Annotated in this window: 15 protein-coding genes; 12 read left to right on the top strand and 3 right to left on the bottom strand. The window is 68.4% G+C overall.

Annotation, left to right across the window (positions count from 1 at the left end; genetic code table 11):
* Window positions 1-226: 226 nt before the first annotated feature.
* Entirely contained in the window at window positions 227-1,195 is a 969-nt protein-coding gene (locus ACIF83_RS36295; protein WP_399733510.1) for a TIGR01777 family oxidoreductase, read from the bottom strand.
* Window positions 1,196-1,397: 202 nt separating this feature from the next.
* Window positions 1,398-1,862 (bottom strand): hypothetical protein, encoded by a 465-nt coding sequence (locus ACIF83_RS36300; protein WP_399733513.1) that lies wholly within the window; start codon window positions 1,860-1,862, stop codon window positions 1,398-1,400.
* A gap of 43 nt (window positions 1,863-1,905) precedes the next feature.
* Here ACIF83_RS36300 and ACIF83_RS36305 point away from each other — a divergent pair, with 43 nt between their 5' ends.
* The 11 genes from ACIF83_RS36305 (at window position 1,906) to ACIF83_RS36355 (ending at window position 11,379) form a co-directional block, all read left to right on the top strand.
* On the top strand, window positions 1,906-2,097 hold the full coding sequence (locus ACIF83_RS36305) for a hypothetical protein (RefSeq protein WP_399733515.1): 192 nt from the start codon (window positions 1,906-1,908) through the stop codon (window positions 2,095-2,097).
* A complete protein-coding gene (locus tag ACIF83_RS36310; protein WP_399733518.1) occupies window positions 2,090-2,902 on the top strand; it encodes a sigma-70 family RNA polymerase sigma factor in 813 nt (270 codons plus the stop codon). The genes ACIF83_RS36305 and ACIF83_RS36310 overlap by 8 nt, the downstream gene beginning before the upstream one ends.
* A 169-nt stretch (window positions 2,903-3,071) precedes the next feature.
* Window positions 3,072-3,518: a hypothetical protein gene (locus tag ACIF83_RS36315; RefSeq protein WP_399733521.1), complete on the top strand. Its 447-nt coding sequence runs from the start codon at window positions 3,072-3,074 to the stop codon at window positions 3,516-3,518.
* A gap of 122 nt (window positions 3,519-3,640) precedes the next feature.
* Complete coding sequence (locus ACIF83_RS36320) at window positions 3,641-4,387, top strand: recombinase family protein (RefSeq protein WP_399733524.1); 747 nt, start codon at window positions 3,641-3,643, stop codon at window positions 4,385-4,387.
* A gap of 73 nt (window positions 4,388-4,460) precedes the next feature.
* The gene (locus ACIF83_RS36325; RefSeq protein WP_399733527.1) at window positions 4,461-5,798 is read left to right on the top strand and encodes a hypothetical protein; all 1,338 of its coding nucleotides are present in this window, start codon (window positions 4,461-4,463) and stop codon (window positions 5,796-5,798) included.
* 295 nt (window positions 5,799-6,093) lie between these two features.
* Window positions 6,094-7,002 carry a hypothetical protein gene (locus ACIF83_RS36330; protein WP_399733530.1) on the top strand — a complete coding sequence of 303 codons (909 nt, stop codon included), beginning with the start codon at window positions 6,094-6,096 and terminating at the stop codon, window positions 7,000-7,002.
* Between the two features lie 250 nt (window positions 7,003-7,252).
* Window positions 7,253-8,083, top strand: coding sequence for a sigma factor-like helix-turn-helix DNA-binding protein (locus ACIF83_RS36335; RefSeq protein ID WP_399733533.1), 831 nt, complete (start codon window positions 7,253-7,255; stop codon window positions 8,081-8,083).
* Entirely contained in the window at window positions 8,073-8,315 is a 243-nt protein-coding gene (locus ACIF83_RS36340; RefSeq protein WP_399733536.1) for a hypothetical protein, read from the top strand. Before ACIF83_RS36335 ends, ACIF83_RS36340 begins: the two co-directional genes overlap by 11 nt.
* Window positions 8,316-9,027: 712 nt before the next feature.
* Entirely contained in the window at window positions 9,028-10,038 is a 1,011-nt protein-coding gene (locus ACIF83_RS36345) for a DUF6192 family protein (protein ID WP_399733539.1), read from the top strand.
* Window positions 10,039-10,041: 3 nt separating this feature from the next.
* Window positions 10,042-10,461: a RacP protein gene (locus ACIF83_RS36350; RefSeq protein WP_399733542.1), complete on the top strand. Its 420-nt coding sequence runs from the start codon at window positions 10,042-10,044 to the stop codon at window positions 10,459-10,461.
* Window positions 10,462-10,524: 63 nt separating this feature from the next.
* Window positions 10,525-11,379, top strand: a complete 855-nt coding sequence (locus tag ACIF83_RS36355) for an IS5 family transposase (RefSeq protein ID WP_399733545.1) — start codon at window positions 10,525-10,527, stop codon at window positions 11,377-11,379.
* Window positions 11,380-11,394: 15 nt separating this feature from the next.
* Here the strand turns inward: ACIF83_RS36355 and ACIF83_RS36360 are convergent, their stop codons facing one another.
* On the bottom strand, window positions 11,395-12,204 hold the full coding sequence (locus tag ACIF83_RS36360; protein ID WP_399733548.1) for a class I SAM-dependent methyltransferase: 810 nt from the start codon (window positions 12,202-12,204) through the stop codon (window positions 11,395-11,397).
* A gap of 504 nt (window positions 12,205-12,708) precedes the next feature.
* Here ACIF83_RS36360 and ACIF83_RS36365 point away from each other — a divergent pair.
* Window positions 12,709-13,580, top strand: an 872-nt coding sequence (locus tag ACIF83_RS36365) for a helix-turn-helix domain-containing protein (protein WP_399733551.1), incomplete at its 3' end; no start/stop codon positions are given.

Below are 13,580 nucleotides of genomic sequence, written 5' to 3' on the forward strand. Positions count from 1 at the left end.
ATCAGAGGCCCCACCGGATTTTGTTTCCGGTGGGGCTCTGGGGCGTCTGACGGCAGTAGTTGACGGCAACGTCAGCGGGCGGGTGCTGCACAAAGCGGGGGATCGTCGCCGTCATCGGGCTCGGCGGTGCTGGTGCATCCGGCCAGGCGGAGGGCTCCGATGGCGAGGTTGCGCAGGCTGGCCACGGCCCGATGGGGCCGCCAGATTGGCCAGCGTCCCGGATCGTTCACCGGCGTGCCGGGGAACCGCCCCCGACCCGTCTGCGCATCCGACGCACCAGCTCGCCGGCGGCTTGCGGCCACTGGGGGTACTGGAAGTCGAAGTCTGCCTGAGTCAGTCGGCCCGGGACGACGCGGCGGCTCTTCAACAGCAGTTCGGTGTCGGAACGCAGAACGAACGCGCCGACCTCGGCCATCCACTTGGTCGCCGGGAGACCCACCGGTACACCCCACGCGGAGCGCAGAGTGCGCATGAATGCGCGCTGTGGCAGGGGATGGGGAGCCGCCAGGTTCACCGGCCCGGTAATGTCCTCCCGGTCAATCAGGAGCTCCACCGCGCGCACGAAGTCGTGTTCGTGGATCCACGACACGTACTGCGCTCCGCCGGCGACCGGGCCGCCGAGACCCAAACGGGCCAGTCCCAGCAGGACGGCGAAGACCCCGCCGGGGTCCGGGCTCATCACCATGGCCGAGCGCAGGGCGACCTTGCGGGTGGCCGGCGTTTCGGCCTGCTGCTGAGCCTGCTCCCAGGCCTTGGCGACATCGACGCTGTACGCCCAGTAGTCCGGCACGCCGGCTTCGGTGCCGCCGATCACGCCGGTGGCCTCGTCGTTGGGGGCGTCGAAGCGGTGCGCGTACACCGTTGCGGTGCTCATCTGCAGCCAGACCCGGGGCGGTTGGGCAGCGCCAGCGATCGCGGCGCCCACGACCCGGGTGGAGTCGACCCGGGAGTCCATCATGGCCTGCAGATTGGCCGCCGTGTATCGGCAACTCACACTGCGTCCGGCCAGATTGATCACGACATCGCTGCCGTCGACCGCTGCCGTCCATGGGCCCAGGGTCTTGCCGTCCCATTGGACCTCGCCTTCGCGCTTGGGACGTCTGGTGAGAATCACGACCTCGTGGCCGGCGGCCTCGAGTGCGCGCTTCAGGACCGAGCCGACCTGTCCGGTCCCACCAGGAATCACGATCTTCATCGGCTACCCCTTCTTCGTCTCGGGGTGAGCCTAGACCAAAGAGTTGAACGCGTTCAAAACTTGGAGGTGTGATCCGCGATTTGAGCCAGCCTCGCCGGGCCGCGGCGCTGGACATCAGCCGAGCTGTCTGATCAGGGCGTTCGTCGTCCGGGAATCTATGCAGGGCCCTCGGCAGCCTGCTCAGTGGGGCTGTCCAGTTTGATTATGTGATGGCGAGGGTGGTCAGGGGGCGGGTGGCGTTGCGCGCGTGGTGGCGGATGGCGGCGGCGATACTCCGGCGTCCTGCCAGGCGGAGGGCCCCGATGGCGAGGTTGCGCAGGCTGGCCATGGCCCGAGGGGCGGTGCCGGTGCGCACGCGGGAGGCGTCCTCGGTCCAAGCGGTGTCGCGCACGTGGTGGAGCTGGTTCTCGATGTCCCCGTGCCGACGGATGCGATGCGCGATTTCGGCGGAGCCTGCCTGCTCGGCCGTGAGGTCGGTGACGGCGTATAGGCGCTCGAGAGTGACCGTGTTGGCAGTGACGGTGCGGCGGCGGCGCACGATCTGCAGTGCCTGCGCGGCGAACCGGAGCGTGGAGCAGACGCGGGGAGCACGGGAGCCTCCGGAGATTTTTCTGGCGCTGTGTAAAGGATCCGGTGGCCGTACGTCTCTCAGCATGTGTACGGCCACTGCTTCACCGTGAGGCGCTGGGCCGGGGACTGGAGGAGGTCCGGTGGAGTCGACGGGTGTTGGGGTTGTGGTGTTCCTGGTGCTGCTCTTCGCGCCGGCACTGCAGGGCGTGCTGAAGAGCATCGCGTTCCGCCTCCGCGCGGCGGGCAAGGCCGAGATGATTCGTGCCGAGGGGACGTCGGACGTACGGGCGTGCAAGGGGCGCCGGTCGGGGAGGCGGGGGCGGCGTGGCTGATCAGGACAGGCCGCGGTCGCGGCACGCCGAGGCATTGGCGATGTTGGTGGAGGAGCGGTACGGCAAGCTGGTCCGCCGCGCCAGGAGCCGGCTGCGCACCCGCGGGGTGCCGCAGTCGTCGGCGGATCCCGAGGACGTCGTGCAGAACGTCCTCAAGTCCGTGCTGGCAGTCACGGAGCCGATCGTCAAGATGCGCGCGTACGTCCACACGTGCATGGACAACGAGATCAGGCGGGCGGCAGGGCACTATGCCGAGGGCAGGGGCTACGCCTCGCTCGACGCGGACGTGCGGCCGGAGGACGAACCGGCGGTCCATCCCATCGCCGAGGCGGAGCTGCAGCACGTAGTTGGCGAGGCGCTGAGCGACCTGCCGCTGCAGCAGCGCAGGGTGATGCTGCTGACCAGGGAGCTGGGAATGACCCAAGCCGAGGCGGCCGAGGTGCTGGGGTCCGCGCCGGGCACGGTGGGCGTCCACGCGCACCGGGCGATTCGCGCGCTGCGCATCACGCTCGTCGGCCTGGGCACCGCCCTGGTCGCGTGGACCACCTGGTTCACGACAGTCGGCGGGCGGGAGATCATCCCGGCCGCAGGCCTCCAGTCGCCAGCCGGCGCGGTGACGCTGGGCCTGGCCGGCACGGTCGGCGTCCTGCTCACCGTGTTGGTGGGGCTGGTGATGTGGGCAACAGGAGACATCCGCCCGCGATGGGCGGAGGTACTGAAAGTGCTGCGCAAGGCCGTTGAGCCCACACGGGGAGGCCGCGAAAGCTCGTCCTTCAGCGAGATCAGCTACGAGGGGCAGGCTTGACGGCCGTAGGGGCAGCCGACTTGCACGGCTGCCCCTACGGGACGTCCGGATGTTCGGTGCCCCTCGTAGCTCCTGGATCCCGGATAGGCCCCCCATATCCGGAGTGCATCGCTCGCGTGGGGGGGTGATTCCCTCCCTGGGCCTTTCCCGGTGGCGCTAGCCTCAGGCCATGACCCACGGCCATGACGTCATGCCTCAACCCCCGCCAGCCGAACCGGGAGTTCTCCGACTCCGTGTCGACCCCGCGGCCATCTTTGATGAAGTCAAGCTGCGTGCTACACCGGGTCTTGCTCGTGCACTCCTAGCCCAGTTGGAAGAGCAGGGGGCGGAAGCTAGCTACGCGGCAGAGTTCGGCATCGACTCCGGTCAGCTCCTCATTGTTGCGTTGATGATGCGCGACAACGGCGCTTGGATGACCTTGCGGACCGCCATCGAAGCTGTTGCCAACCGCCACAAGGGCGCTCGAATTCGCATCGAGCTGGGACCCAGCACGGTTGAGATCGAAGGCAAGATCACGCCCGAGGCGGAGGCACTTCTTCGCCAGGTGCGCGAGATCTATGAAGCAGACAGTCAGCGAGCGGGCGAGAGCAGTAGCGGCGCCGACAGCGGAGACTAGGAGCAGTGACGCCTTCAGGCCCCTGAACGCCCGTCAGGGTCCTGAAGGCGTCACAGTTATGCCACCTTCTGTGACACCCCAGGTCACGGCCCATTGTCAGTACAGCCCGTCATCATGTGCCCATGAGGCTTGTGGGGTACATCCGCGTCAGCACCGGGCGCCAACTCGACGGGTATGGACTCGACGTTCAGGAGAAGCACGTGCGCCAGAAGCACGTGCGCCGGTGGTGCCGCGAGGGTGGCCACCGGCTTGGCCGCACCATCTACCGCGATGAAGGACGCTCCGGAACGCTGGAGAGCGCCGAACGCCCCGGGCTTGCCGACGCACTGACCGAGATCGAGGACGGCACCGCGGACGGCATCATTGCGCCGAACCTCAACAGGTTCGCCCGCACCCTCGTCGTCCAGGAGGCCATCCTGGCCCAGATCTGGAAGCACGGCGGACACGCGTTCACCGCAGGCTCCGGGGAAGTCCACCCAGACGACCCGGACGACCCGATGCGCACCGCCATGCGCCAGATGATAGGCGTCTTTGCCCAGTTGGAGCGGTCGATGATCGCCGCCCGACTCCGTCGCGGACGGCGCGAGAAGGCCGAACAGGGCGGATACACCTACGGTGCCCCGCCTTACGGATGGCGGGCCCACCAGAAGGAGCTGGCCGAGGCGGAAGCGGAGCAGGCCGCCCGCGCCCGCGCCCGCCAGCTCCGCGACGAGGACGAGCTGTCCTTCCGTGAGATCGCCGCGGTGCTAGACGCCGAAGGCATCCGGCCGAAGCGCGGAGACCGCTGGCACCCGGAAACCGTCCGCCGGATGCTTGCCAACCCGACCGACAAGCCGCCGACCCTGTACCCGCGCCAGCGCACCTCGTAGCAAAAACCCGCAGCGGAGGGCGGTCCATTGCCGGTGTTCGGGAACCGACCACCTACCGCTACCTGGAGCGCGCGTGATCGCCGACAACGAGAGAGAAACCCGCATGACGAGCAACCAGCCGGAGCCCTCGGACGTGAGCACGGAAGCCGCCGTCCACATCAACGCACTGATGGACCTGTTCCGGCAGGCATGCCGGCGGCAGGCGTGGACGTTAGACGAGGAGCGCGGCCTGGTCGGCTGGACGGATGTCACGTGTAGTGTCGGTCACGAATTTGCAGTCCGTGCGTGGGACGTCTTGTCCACCCCCAGACCCTTCGGGATGGGCCCGAACAAGCCGTGGTGCATGAAGTGCCGCAACGCCGGCTGGGTTGCGGAGTGTTTGGCCGTTCTGAAGTCGGTGGCTAAGACCGAGGGTATAGAACTGACCGCCACGGACGAGCAAGACGAGTCAGGGGACGGCCATGTCGTGTTCGCGGCGAAGTGCTCGAAGGGACACCACTTCAAAACGACCGGGGCCAACGCGAGGACTTGGCGGGGTGAGCCCGTCGACACCCTGTGCCCAGACTGTCGGAAAGCTGCTGAGTACGCGGAAGGGTTCGCCAAAGTCGAGGCGGTCGTCCGTGAGACTCGATCCACCGTCGTGAAGGAGTACCGCAACGCCGTCGACGTCAGGTGCCGTCGCGGCCACTCGCACTCGTTCTACGTGGACAGCTGGGATGGGCGTCAGGCCATCCGCCCAGACTTCTGCGGCACCTGCAACAAGCTGGCCAAGTTCGAGGAGCTCTCCGAGAGAGCCAAGGACCTCGGCATCACCGTGCTCGAGTCACAGTGGATAGCAGCGTCACGCCCTCACCGGGCGGTCTGTTTCGCCGGGCACGAGTTCGGCCTGATCCCGAACAAGATGAAGCGTGGGTGCCCCCAATGTCCCCCGGGGATGTACGGCGGCGCTGTCCCACCCCACGACGTGTACTACGTCGTGGGCGGATTGGACACCGCGACTGGCGAGGACACAGTGAAGCCCGGCATCAGCTCCGGGAGCGGCTCTAACAGGCTCCGGCAGCACGCCGAGGACGGACTGACCGCGCAGCATCTACGGATCACAGGGTTGCCCGTCGGTATGGCGAGAGCGCTGGAGAGGTTCGTCCTGGACGGACTCGACACGGAAGGATGGCTGTCCACCCGGGGGGTTGAGTACTTTCCGCTGGCGGCTCTGCACGACGTCATGGACCTGGTGGGCGAATGGTTCACGGATCAGCCCGGGCTTTCCTCCCGTCCGGTCGTCGTTGACGTTGACGATGTGTACGACGCTGTCGAAGCGCCCGCGGTACATGATGTTGTGGACGTGGACGTTGATACCGCCGTGATATTCGACTCCGATGACGTGAGAGCTAATGCGGCATCGATGCGCTGAGCGGTTGCAGGATGCCGGCGATACCGCTGGCCGCCAGAGTCGCGGTTCAGGCCCAGCTCCAGCAGCCAGTCGGGCGCAGACGGAACCGTCGGTTGGTGCAGGGAGCCGCCGCCCCTGATGAGGCGGGTTGGACCTGTTAGATCCAACGGGGGTCAACTGAGTCCCGCCGTCAACTGAGTCCGGCGCACAGCGGTGATGTAACGAGAACCACAGGAGCGGCACGAGATTTTTTGACGGAACGCCCTCCCCCCAGGCCTAGAGGTGAAGCTGTTGCTACGACCAAGGAGCATCACCTGTGACCGCCGCACCACCCGCTGGAGACACCCTTCCGTTCCCCCTTGCGATGAACTCCCAGGGGGTCGACCCGCTGTTCGCCGCGCTGAACATGTTCGCCGTCCGCTATCCGGCACAGCCCCTGCCTACGGATGACGCGTACTCGCCTGTGGTGCACGCCGACGGCAGCGTCGCCCTGCTGTCCGCCACGGACTTCCTCCGGCGTGGCGGCTACGCCAACTGGGGTCCCAACGATGTGATGTGGGCGCTTCAGGCGCGGGGTGCGGCCGCCGGCCGCCTGAGAGCCCCCCAACACATCGACTGGTTCGCCTCCCGTGTCCTGTGCCTGCGAACGGGCAAACGGTGGCACGAGGCGGTGTCGACCGCGCTCATGAGCGACTGGACGGCACCACTGGAGAACAACGGCCGCATCACTCTCGACGCCGTCCAGGCACTGCGGGCTGAAGCCAGGACCATCCACAAACAACTGGTGCCACTGTGGCAGCGGGGACCGAGGTCGAGCGGTTCACGCATGTTGCTGCTGGACACCCCGCTGGGCGCCGACCTGACGCTGTACGACCTGATCAGGGGATGTCCGAACGCCCAGGATCTGGCTCTCGGGGCACGCCCTGACGATCCTCGCGTCGTCAGGGTTCTGGATCAACTGCGGCCTGAGGAACAGCTGGTCGCCTTGATGTGGGCCCACTCCTCGGTCAGCACCTGGGCCGAGGCGGCGTTCCTGGCCGGAGCCTCCGACCCGCTCGCCTTCGGTAGGCGGGTGCGCCGCAAGCTCAAGCGGCTGGGTGCCCGACACACTTCCCGCGCACAGGCGGCGCGGCAGTCGGACCAAGCCAGCAGCGAACGATCCGCAGACGCACCGCCCTCTGGTTCGTCCCGGCATACCGGAACGTCCGCGCGCCACCGCGACTGACCAGCCCTCGCCGCCGGGTGCGGTGTCCTTTCGGACGGCCCACGACTCCGTGGCCATCACGCGCGGCAGCGGCAGCTCGCCCCCGAGCAGCGCTGCCGACCGCTCCCTGCGGCACGGCGGAATTGCACAGCCGACTTTCAAAGAACTTTTCGTGCGAGCGCTGGAATCTCATACGACTTGTGCATACGGCAGGCGACCGCGATACAACCCGCATCGCCGAAGGCTGGCGAGCAGTACACCGGAGAGAGTTATGCCGAGGAAGCCCGCCGGGCCTCGCCCCCGCGACACCGAGCTGCTGAACGCGCTCCCGACCGAGATCCGCAACCAGGTCGAGCGGGTCGAGGCTCTGCGCGCCAAGAACTTCACGGGGCCCGGGTACGAGCTCCTCGCCGACGAGCTGTTCCGGTACGCGTACGTGCCGCTGACGGCGAAGATGGGCAGCGGCGAGATCGCCGCTCTGGCCGGCGAATCGGCTACACCCCTGGCACTGTCCCCCGAGGAGTTCCAGACGCTCCGCAGCAGCCAGGCGGACCGTGATGGGCTCGCGGTGCGCACCATCGCGGCCGCGCTGCACACCTTCCGACGCCGCGCCCTGAAGGAGCGGCGGTGGCGGCCGGAGGAGAACCTGGGGCATGGCGGCCGGCCGGCCTCCCTCGAGACGCACTTCTTCGGCCAGTGCCTGCTCGTCTTCCCCCGCGAGATGCGGCGGTGGCGAGCCGAGCGCGAGGACCGCTTCGCCCGCACCGCCAACCGGCTCTCACCGCACTACGTCCGTCACCGCCTCGGATACGAGACCGGCTCGGCTCCCGACGGGGAGGTCGGCGCGCTGTGCGACGGCGTGATGATGCTGCTGGAGTCCGCGCCGGCACGGGAACGGGCAGTCGTGACGCTGACCCTTGACGGCCAGAGCGCCGGCGAGATAGCTGATCTGCTCCAGATGACCGTCCCGGCGGTGGAGAGCGTCCTGTATCGCTTCCGCCGCAAGGCCCGCGGCTGGCGCCGCCGCGGCGGCCTTCGACTGCCAAGTGAGATGCGCGCTCACGCCCTGAAGACCAAGAGGATGGCCGCCGGTGACCACTGAGCCTTCTCCGTCTGACGGCTCAGCCGGACTTGCCCGCTCCCTGACCATGATCGGTGGTGGCGGGGCGGGCACGCTGACCGCGGCACTCACGGGTGCTCCCTGGTGGGCCGTGGTGGCGCTGGGCTTCGCCACGCTGACTCCGCCTGCCGTGGCCCTGGTCCTGCGAGAGGTGATCCCGCAGGAGTCCGAGCACCGGCTCGCCCTGTGGCGCACCTGGTGCCGACGCCGGTGAGCGCGCCCCGAGGGGGACGGAGCTGGTTAACCGCCGAACCCCGGTGCGTGCTCGGGTGTGAGGTCGTCACGCGACCACCCGACTCGCCCTCGCCGCGGAACGGGGAGCCGGCCGCGGCCGTCCGGGAGGACGTCCCACGAACGCGCGCGCCAGCGCGTCGACATCGCCCCGGAACGCCGTCAGTGCCTGTTTCTGATCCCCGGTCCTGAGTAGCCTGGGGTTCTACTGTGGCGTGGTGTCCGAGGGCGCCGGACGGACCGGAGAACGGAACTGTCGGGCCTGTGGTGAACGGCTAAAGCCCGGGGCCCGGCCTGGTGCCCGGTTCTGTTCCGGGGCATGTCGTGCCAGACAGTGGCGTACGGAACGGCGGCTGCGCAAGCGGCTGGCGGCGGTGAAGGCCGGTGCCGGTGAGGCGGAGTGCCCGGTGTGCGGGGTCCGGTGGGTGGTCGGCGTCGACCGGCGGTCGACGGCTTTGTACTGCTCGCCGAGGTGCAAGGTGAGGGCCTGGAGGAAGCGGAACGAACCGTACGCCGAACGGTCACAGTAACCGCAGCGCGTACGCCTCGGCGGGTCAACTGCGGCTCACATCCAGTCACTTTCGGTCACTTGTTGTGATCTTTGGATTTTCGGTCTGACGCTCAGTGATGACCGCGGGCCCCGATCCCGTTACGGACTGAAGCTCCGTGTCCTGGCCCGCACTTGGATGGACGCCATGGCCGAGCAGAACGCCAAGGTCGGGAGTGTCAGCCAGCAGCGGTACGACCAGATCGTCACCGAACTGCGCGAAGTCGTCGAACAGCACCAGAAGGGCCAGTTCCTGATCGGTGACCGGGCCCTGGAGATCGAGCCCCTGCGTATGCGGGGTGGCCAGCAGGAGGCGGCCCCGGGACAGGAGCTGTTCACTGTCCGCCAGACCCTGTTCCGCCTCGCGGAGGATATCGGTCTGGCCTACCGGACGGTGGAAAATGCAAGGTGGACGGCGTCCCGGTGGCCGAAGGGCAAGCGGCAGTCCGGAGTGTCGTTCCGGGTCCACAGGATCCTCGCCCACATCGAGGACGAGACCGAGCGGTTCGCCACCATCGCCAAACCCCCCGCGGGGGCAGCGCGATGGACGGTGGACGCGGCCAACCGCAGGGTGGGCCGCCAGGTCGAACGTCCGTCCTCCCCGCAGGAGAAGATCACCGCGATCCACACCCTCGCACAGGACGAGAAGGTTGCCGCGACGGTGACCACCGATTTCCTCAAGCGGCCGGCGGTGGCCGCGCAGGTCGCGCCGGAGGACAAGGTCCGGGTCGTAGAGGAGTTCACCCGGGACGAGGGTGTCGCCACCCACGTGACTACGGGCCTGCTGCGACGGCCGGAGGTCGCGTTCAAGGCGATGGGCGACGACACTGCCCGCCACCAGGTCAACCACGCTCAGGTGGAGCGCAGCCGCCAGTCCCGCGAGGACTTCGAGCGCACCAGTCCCGTCGCCCCTACTGTCCGCCACATCGACCGGTCCATGGAGTTCCTGGACCTGGTCACCGCCTGCCACTCCTTCGTCGCCGCCTCTGGCCGCGTCGTCCCCGGCCTGCGGGACCGCCAGCTGTCCGAGGACGAACGCACGATCGTGCACCAGAACGTTGCGAAGGTACGCGCGACGCTGGACTGGATCGAGACCGCCGTCGACACCGGCAAGGTCGACATGGACGAGGAACTGACCCGCCTGCTGAAGGGCGAGTAGACCATGCCCCGTGCCTCGCGGCGCCGCGGCGAGGCCGCCCAGCGGCACGCGGACACCCTCCGGTTCGTGCTGTTCGAGGCCAGGCCCGTCGGCCTGCTGTTCCCCCAGCTGGTCCGCGCGAGCGAACTGTCCCCAAGCCAGGTGCGGGCAGGGCTCGCCTGCCTGCGCGACATCATCGCCGAACGCGAGTGGCCGCCGCTGATCTGGACCCGCCAGGACGGCTACCAGCTCGGCGCCGAACGGCCCGCGCTGGAGGCATACGAACGTGCGGTGATCAACGAGAAGCTCACCGAGTTCCGCCGGTTCATCACCGGCACCGTCGGACCGCACGCCGCAGCCCACCCGGGCGACAAGTGGGTCAGGCACATCACCGCCCAGCTCAACTCCATCGAATCCACCCTCGACCTCATCGCCAGCTCCTGAAACCGCCCGTGGGCGGGACGCCTGTCGGCGTCCCGCCCACGGACACCACGTTCAAGGACCGTCATGCGCCGTCGCCGCTATCCCTCGGACACCACGAACGCCGAGTGGGCACTGATCGAGCCGTTGTTGCCGACGCCCGCCTGTGAGACCCGCCGGGGCGGGCGGCCGGAGAAGCATCCGCGGCGCGAGATCGTCGACGCGATCCGCTACGTCGTGGACACCGGCTGCAAGTGGAGGGCCTTGCCCGTGGACTTCCCGCCCTGGCGGACGGTCTGGGGATTCATGGCACGCTGGGCCGCCTGCGGGGCCATCGGACAGATCCGCGACCAGCTCTCCCGCCGGATCCGCCGCGAGATGGGCAAGGGCCCCCGGGCGGTGGCCACCGTGATCGACTCGCAAAGCGTGAAGGCGGCCGAGACAGTCTCCAAGGCCACCCGCGGATACGACGCGGGCAAGAAAATCAACGGCCGTAAGCGCCACCTGGTCGTCGACACCAGAGGACTCCCGCTGCTGGTCATGGTCACCCCCGCCGACCTCCACGACAGCCAGGCGGCCAAGGAAGTCCTCTTCCGCCTCCGACTCATGCACCCCGAAATCACGATCGTCTGGGCCGACTCCGCCTACGCGGGCAAGCTCGTTGACTGGGCAAAACATCACCTCAACCTGACGATCAAGCCCGTCAGCCGCCCCAAGGACGCCTCCGGCTTCGTCGTCCTGCCCCGCCGCTGGGTCGTCGAGAGGTCGCTCGCCTGGATGATGCACGCCCGCCGGCATGCCCGCGACTACGAACGGCTCGTCCAGCACTCCGAGACTTTGATCACCTGGGCCGCGATCACCCTGATGACCCGCCGTCTCACCCGGAGACCCAGCAAGAAGGCACGCCCCGTCGGCTCGGACTCCTATCTGACCGCTGCGTGACAGCAGCCGACCGGGTCAGCGACGCGCACGAGCGAGCAGCGCTGCATGCGGCAACGCCAGTACACCGTCCTCACCAGCAAACTCAGAGCTGAACAGATCGAAATGGCGCTTGATCTCGGCGCGGATCAGAGGGGTCTGGCTCTGCACCATCTGGCCGCCGAACGCCACGCCACTCGCAGGACCGCTCCACCATTCCTCAGCGCTCGCGCGGTGATCCCAGCGCAAGGTCTCGCACACAGCCTCGCGAAGCCCTGCCGCCTCCATCAGCCCCGTCAGACCGCTCTCGTCACGGGGAAACTCATCGTCAGGGGCCAATCCTGCGGGCAGATGCGGTGGACGCACTGCACTTGCGGCTTGAATCGCACGGCCGATCAAAGCCTGTCCAGGGGCCGGGGGCACCGCCCATATCGTCAACGCAATCCAACCGTTGGGCCTCACGACACGGCGCAACTCGGCCATGGCCACCTTGGGCTGGCCCACATGGTTCAGCACGAAGTTGGCCACGACAGCGTCGAACTCTCCATCCGTGAAGGGGAGCTCAGGAAGAGCGGCCACGCGCACGTCAGCCGAAGGTGCGGCCTTCATCGCCAGCTCGACCATGGTCGCCTCCGCGTCAACAGCCGTCACTGTCGCCCCCCGGGCACACGCGGCAGCAGCAACCGTCCCCGGCCCGGTCCCCACATCCAGCACCCGCGCGTCTGGCCCCACCTCGGCGGCATCAAGCAACTGCGGCACCGGATAGGCGCACAGCTTGGCGAAACTTCCGGCATAAGCGGCACCCTGGCCCGCCCATATCAGCCGCTCGCTCTCGTCGAACGTCGTCATCGACACCGATGGCCTCCCCTGCCTCAGCAAGATCGATATTGCCGCGAGCCTAACCGACCCTCTGATCAGCGCGGACGGCTTAGAAACAGGTACTCAGAGCACAGACGACCGACCGCACCCAGGCGGCCTGATAGAGATCGGTTGGCCCCGTTGGGTCTAACGGGGCCAACCACATCGGATTCAGGGCGCGGGGCGACGACGCGACGAGCCCACAGGCGGACGGCGAAGCTCCATCGGCGTCTTCTCGGCCGAGCCCGAGGCGCCGACCGAGAAGGACGAGGACTTCATCGCTTTGTTGCCGGGTTTGTGGAGGCGGCGCCGGCGTGACGCAGCTTTGTACCCATGCGCCTCGGTGGCGGCCGGAGGAGTGCGGTGAGGGAGGCCGCCCGTCGTCAAGGGTCACCAGCCCCCACCTTGATCACACATCAGAGGGGCAAATCCAAGGATTAGTTGAGTGAAAATCCAGGGATAAATTCGTGCTAGGGTCTGGGGTGGAGGTGGAGCATGCCGACGGAAGATGAGCTGTTCGCTGCGGTGGAGGCGCTGCTCGCCGGCGAGCCGGAGATGCCCGATCCCGCCGAGCGGGGGCGGCTGCGCGAAGCGGCGGGGGTAACCCAGGCCCGGCTCGCGCAGGTGCTGCAGACGACGACGCAGACGGTGAAGAACTGGGAGGCCGGCCGCGCCGAACCGCGCCCCCCGCGCCGCCAGGCCTATCAGCGGCTCCTCGACGGATGGGCGGAGCGGTTCCCCGCCGACCCCGCCTCCGCCACGCCCGTGCAGGACACGGCAGCCCCCGAGGCGTTCACCGGCCGGACAACCCCGGCGGAAACACAGACCCCGTCTACAGGGCAGGCGACCCAAGGCGCGGCCATCGTGGAGGACACCCAGTCCCGCGTAGCCGCCGTTCCCGATCCGGCCGCCGCGTCGCGTCCGGCGCGCACCGCCGGGACGGCGTCGACGTATCGGCGCCCCGGCGCGAAGAAGGCCGCCCCCGCCGGCACCCCTGCGGGCGGAGCCGACCCGCGCTTCGAGAACGGTCCGCTGGCGGTCGTCGATGTCGAAGACGACGGCCAGGTCGTGGCGTACTGCACGGGCGGCCTGGTCCTGGACGTGCCCGCCAAGTCCATCCCCGCCTTGGTGGACTGGACCCTGAAGGAAGCGAAGCTCGGGCAGCCGAAGCTGTCCGGGCCGGGCAAGGACGCCGACCCGCTGCTCGTGCTCACCGAGGCCGCGCTGAAGCGCTTCGGCCTTCCCGTCACGCTCACCGATGAGGAGCGCCTCGCCGGGCGGCTGCCGGAGGGTCACCAGGTCATCAAGCAGCTGGGGCGCGCCAACTGGCTGCTGACGAAGCGCGGGTTCGGGCCGTGGGCGCGGAT

This window comes from Streptomyces sp. NPDC085866 (assembly GCF_044541035.1).
Lineage (GTDB): Bacteria > Actinomycetota > Actinomycetes > Streptomycetales > Streptomycetaceae > Streptomyces.

What these genes read in the sequence shown, in the direction of transcription:
- ACIF83_RS36295 (WP_399733510.1), bottom strand. Translation starts at nt 1,195, where the DNA reads ATGAAGATCGTGATTCCTGGTGGGACCGGACAGGTCGGCTCGGTCCTG.
- ACIF83_RS36315 (WP_399733521.1), top strand. Translation starts at nt 3,072, where the DNA reads ATGACCCACGGCCATGACGTCATGCCTCAACCCCCGCCAGCCGAACCG.
- ACIF83_RS36320 (WP_399733524.1), top strand. Translation starts at nt 3,641, where the DNA reads ATGAGGCTTGTGGGGTACATCCGCGTCAGCACCGGGCGCCAACTCGAC.
- ACIF83_RS36335 (WP_399733533.1), top strand. Translation starts at nt 7,253, where the DNA reads ATGCCGAGGAAGCCCGCCGGGCCTCGCCCCCGCGACACCGAGCTGCTG.
- ACIF83_RS36345 (WP_399733539.1), top strand. Translation starts at nt 9,028, where the DNA reads ATGGCCGAGCAGAACGCCAAGGTCGGGAGTGTCAGCCAGCAGCGGTAC.
- ACIF83_RS36350 (WP_399733542.1), top strand. Translation starts at nt 10,042, where the DNA reads ATGCCCCGTGCCTCGCGGCGCCGCGGCGAGGCCGCCCAGCGGCACGCG.
- ACIF83_RS36355 (WP_399733545.1), top strand. Translation starts at nt 10,525, where the DNA reads ATGCGCCGTCGCCGCTATCCCTCGGACACCACGAACGCCGAGTGGGCA.
- ACIF83_RS36360 (WP_399733548.1), bottom strand. Translation starts at nt 12,204, where the DNA reads ATGACGACGTTCGACGAGAGCGAGCGGCTGATATGGGCGGGCCAGGGT.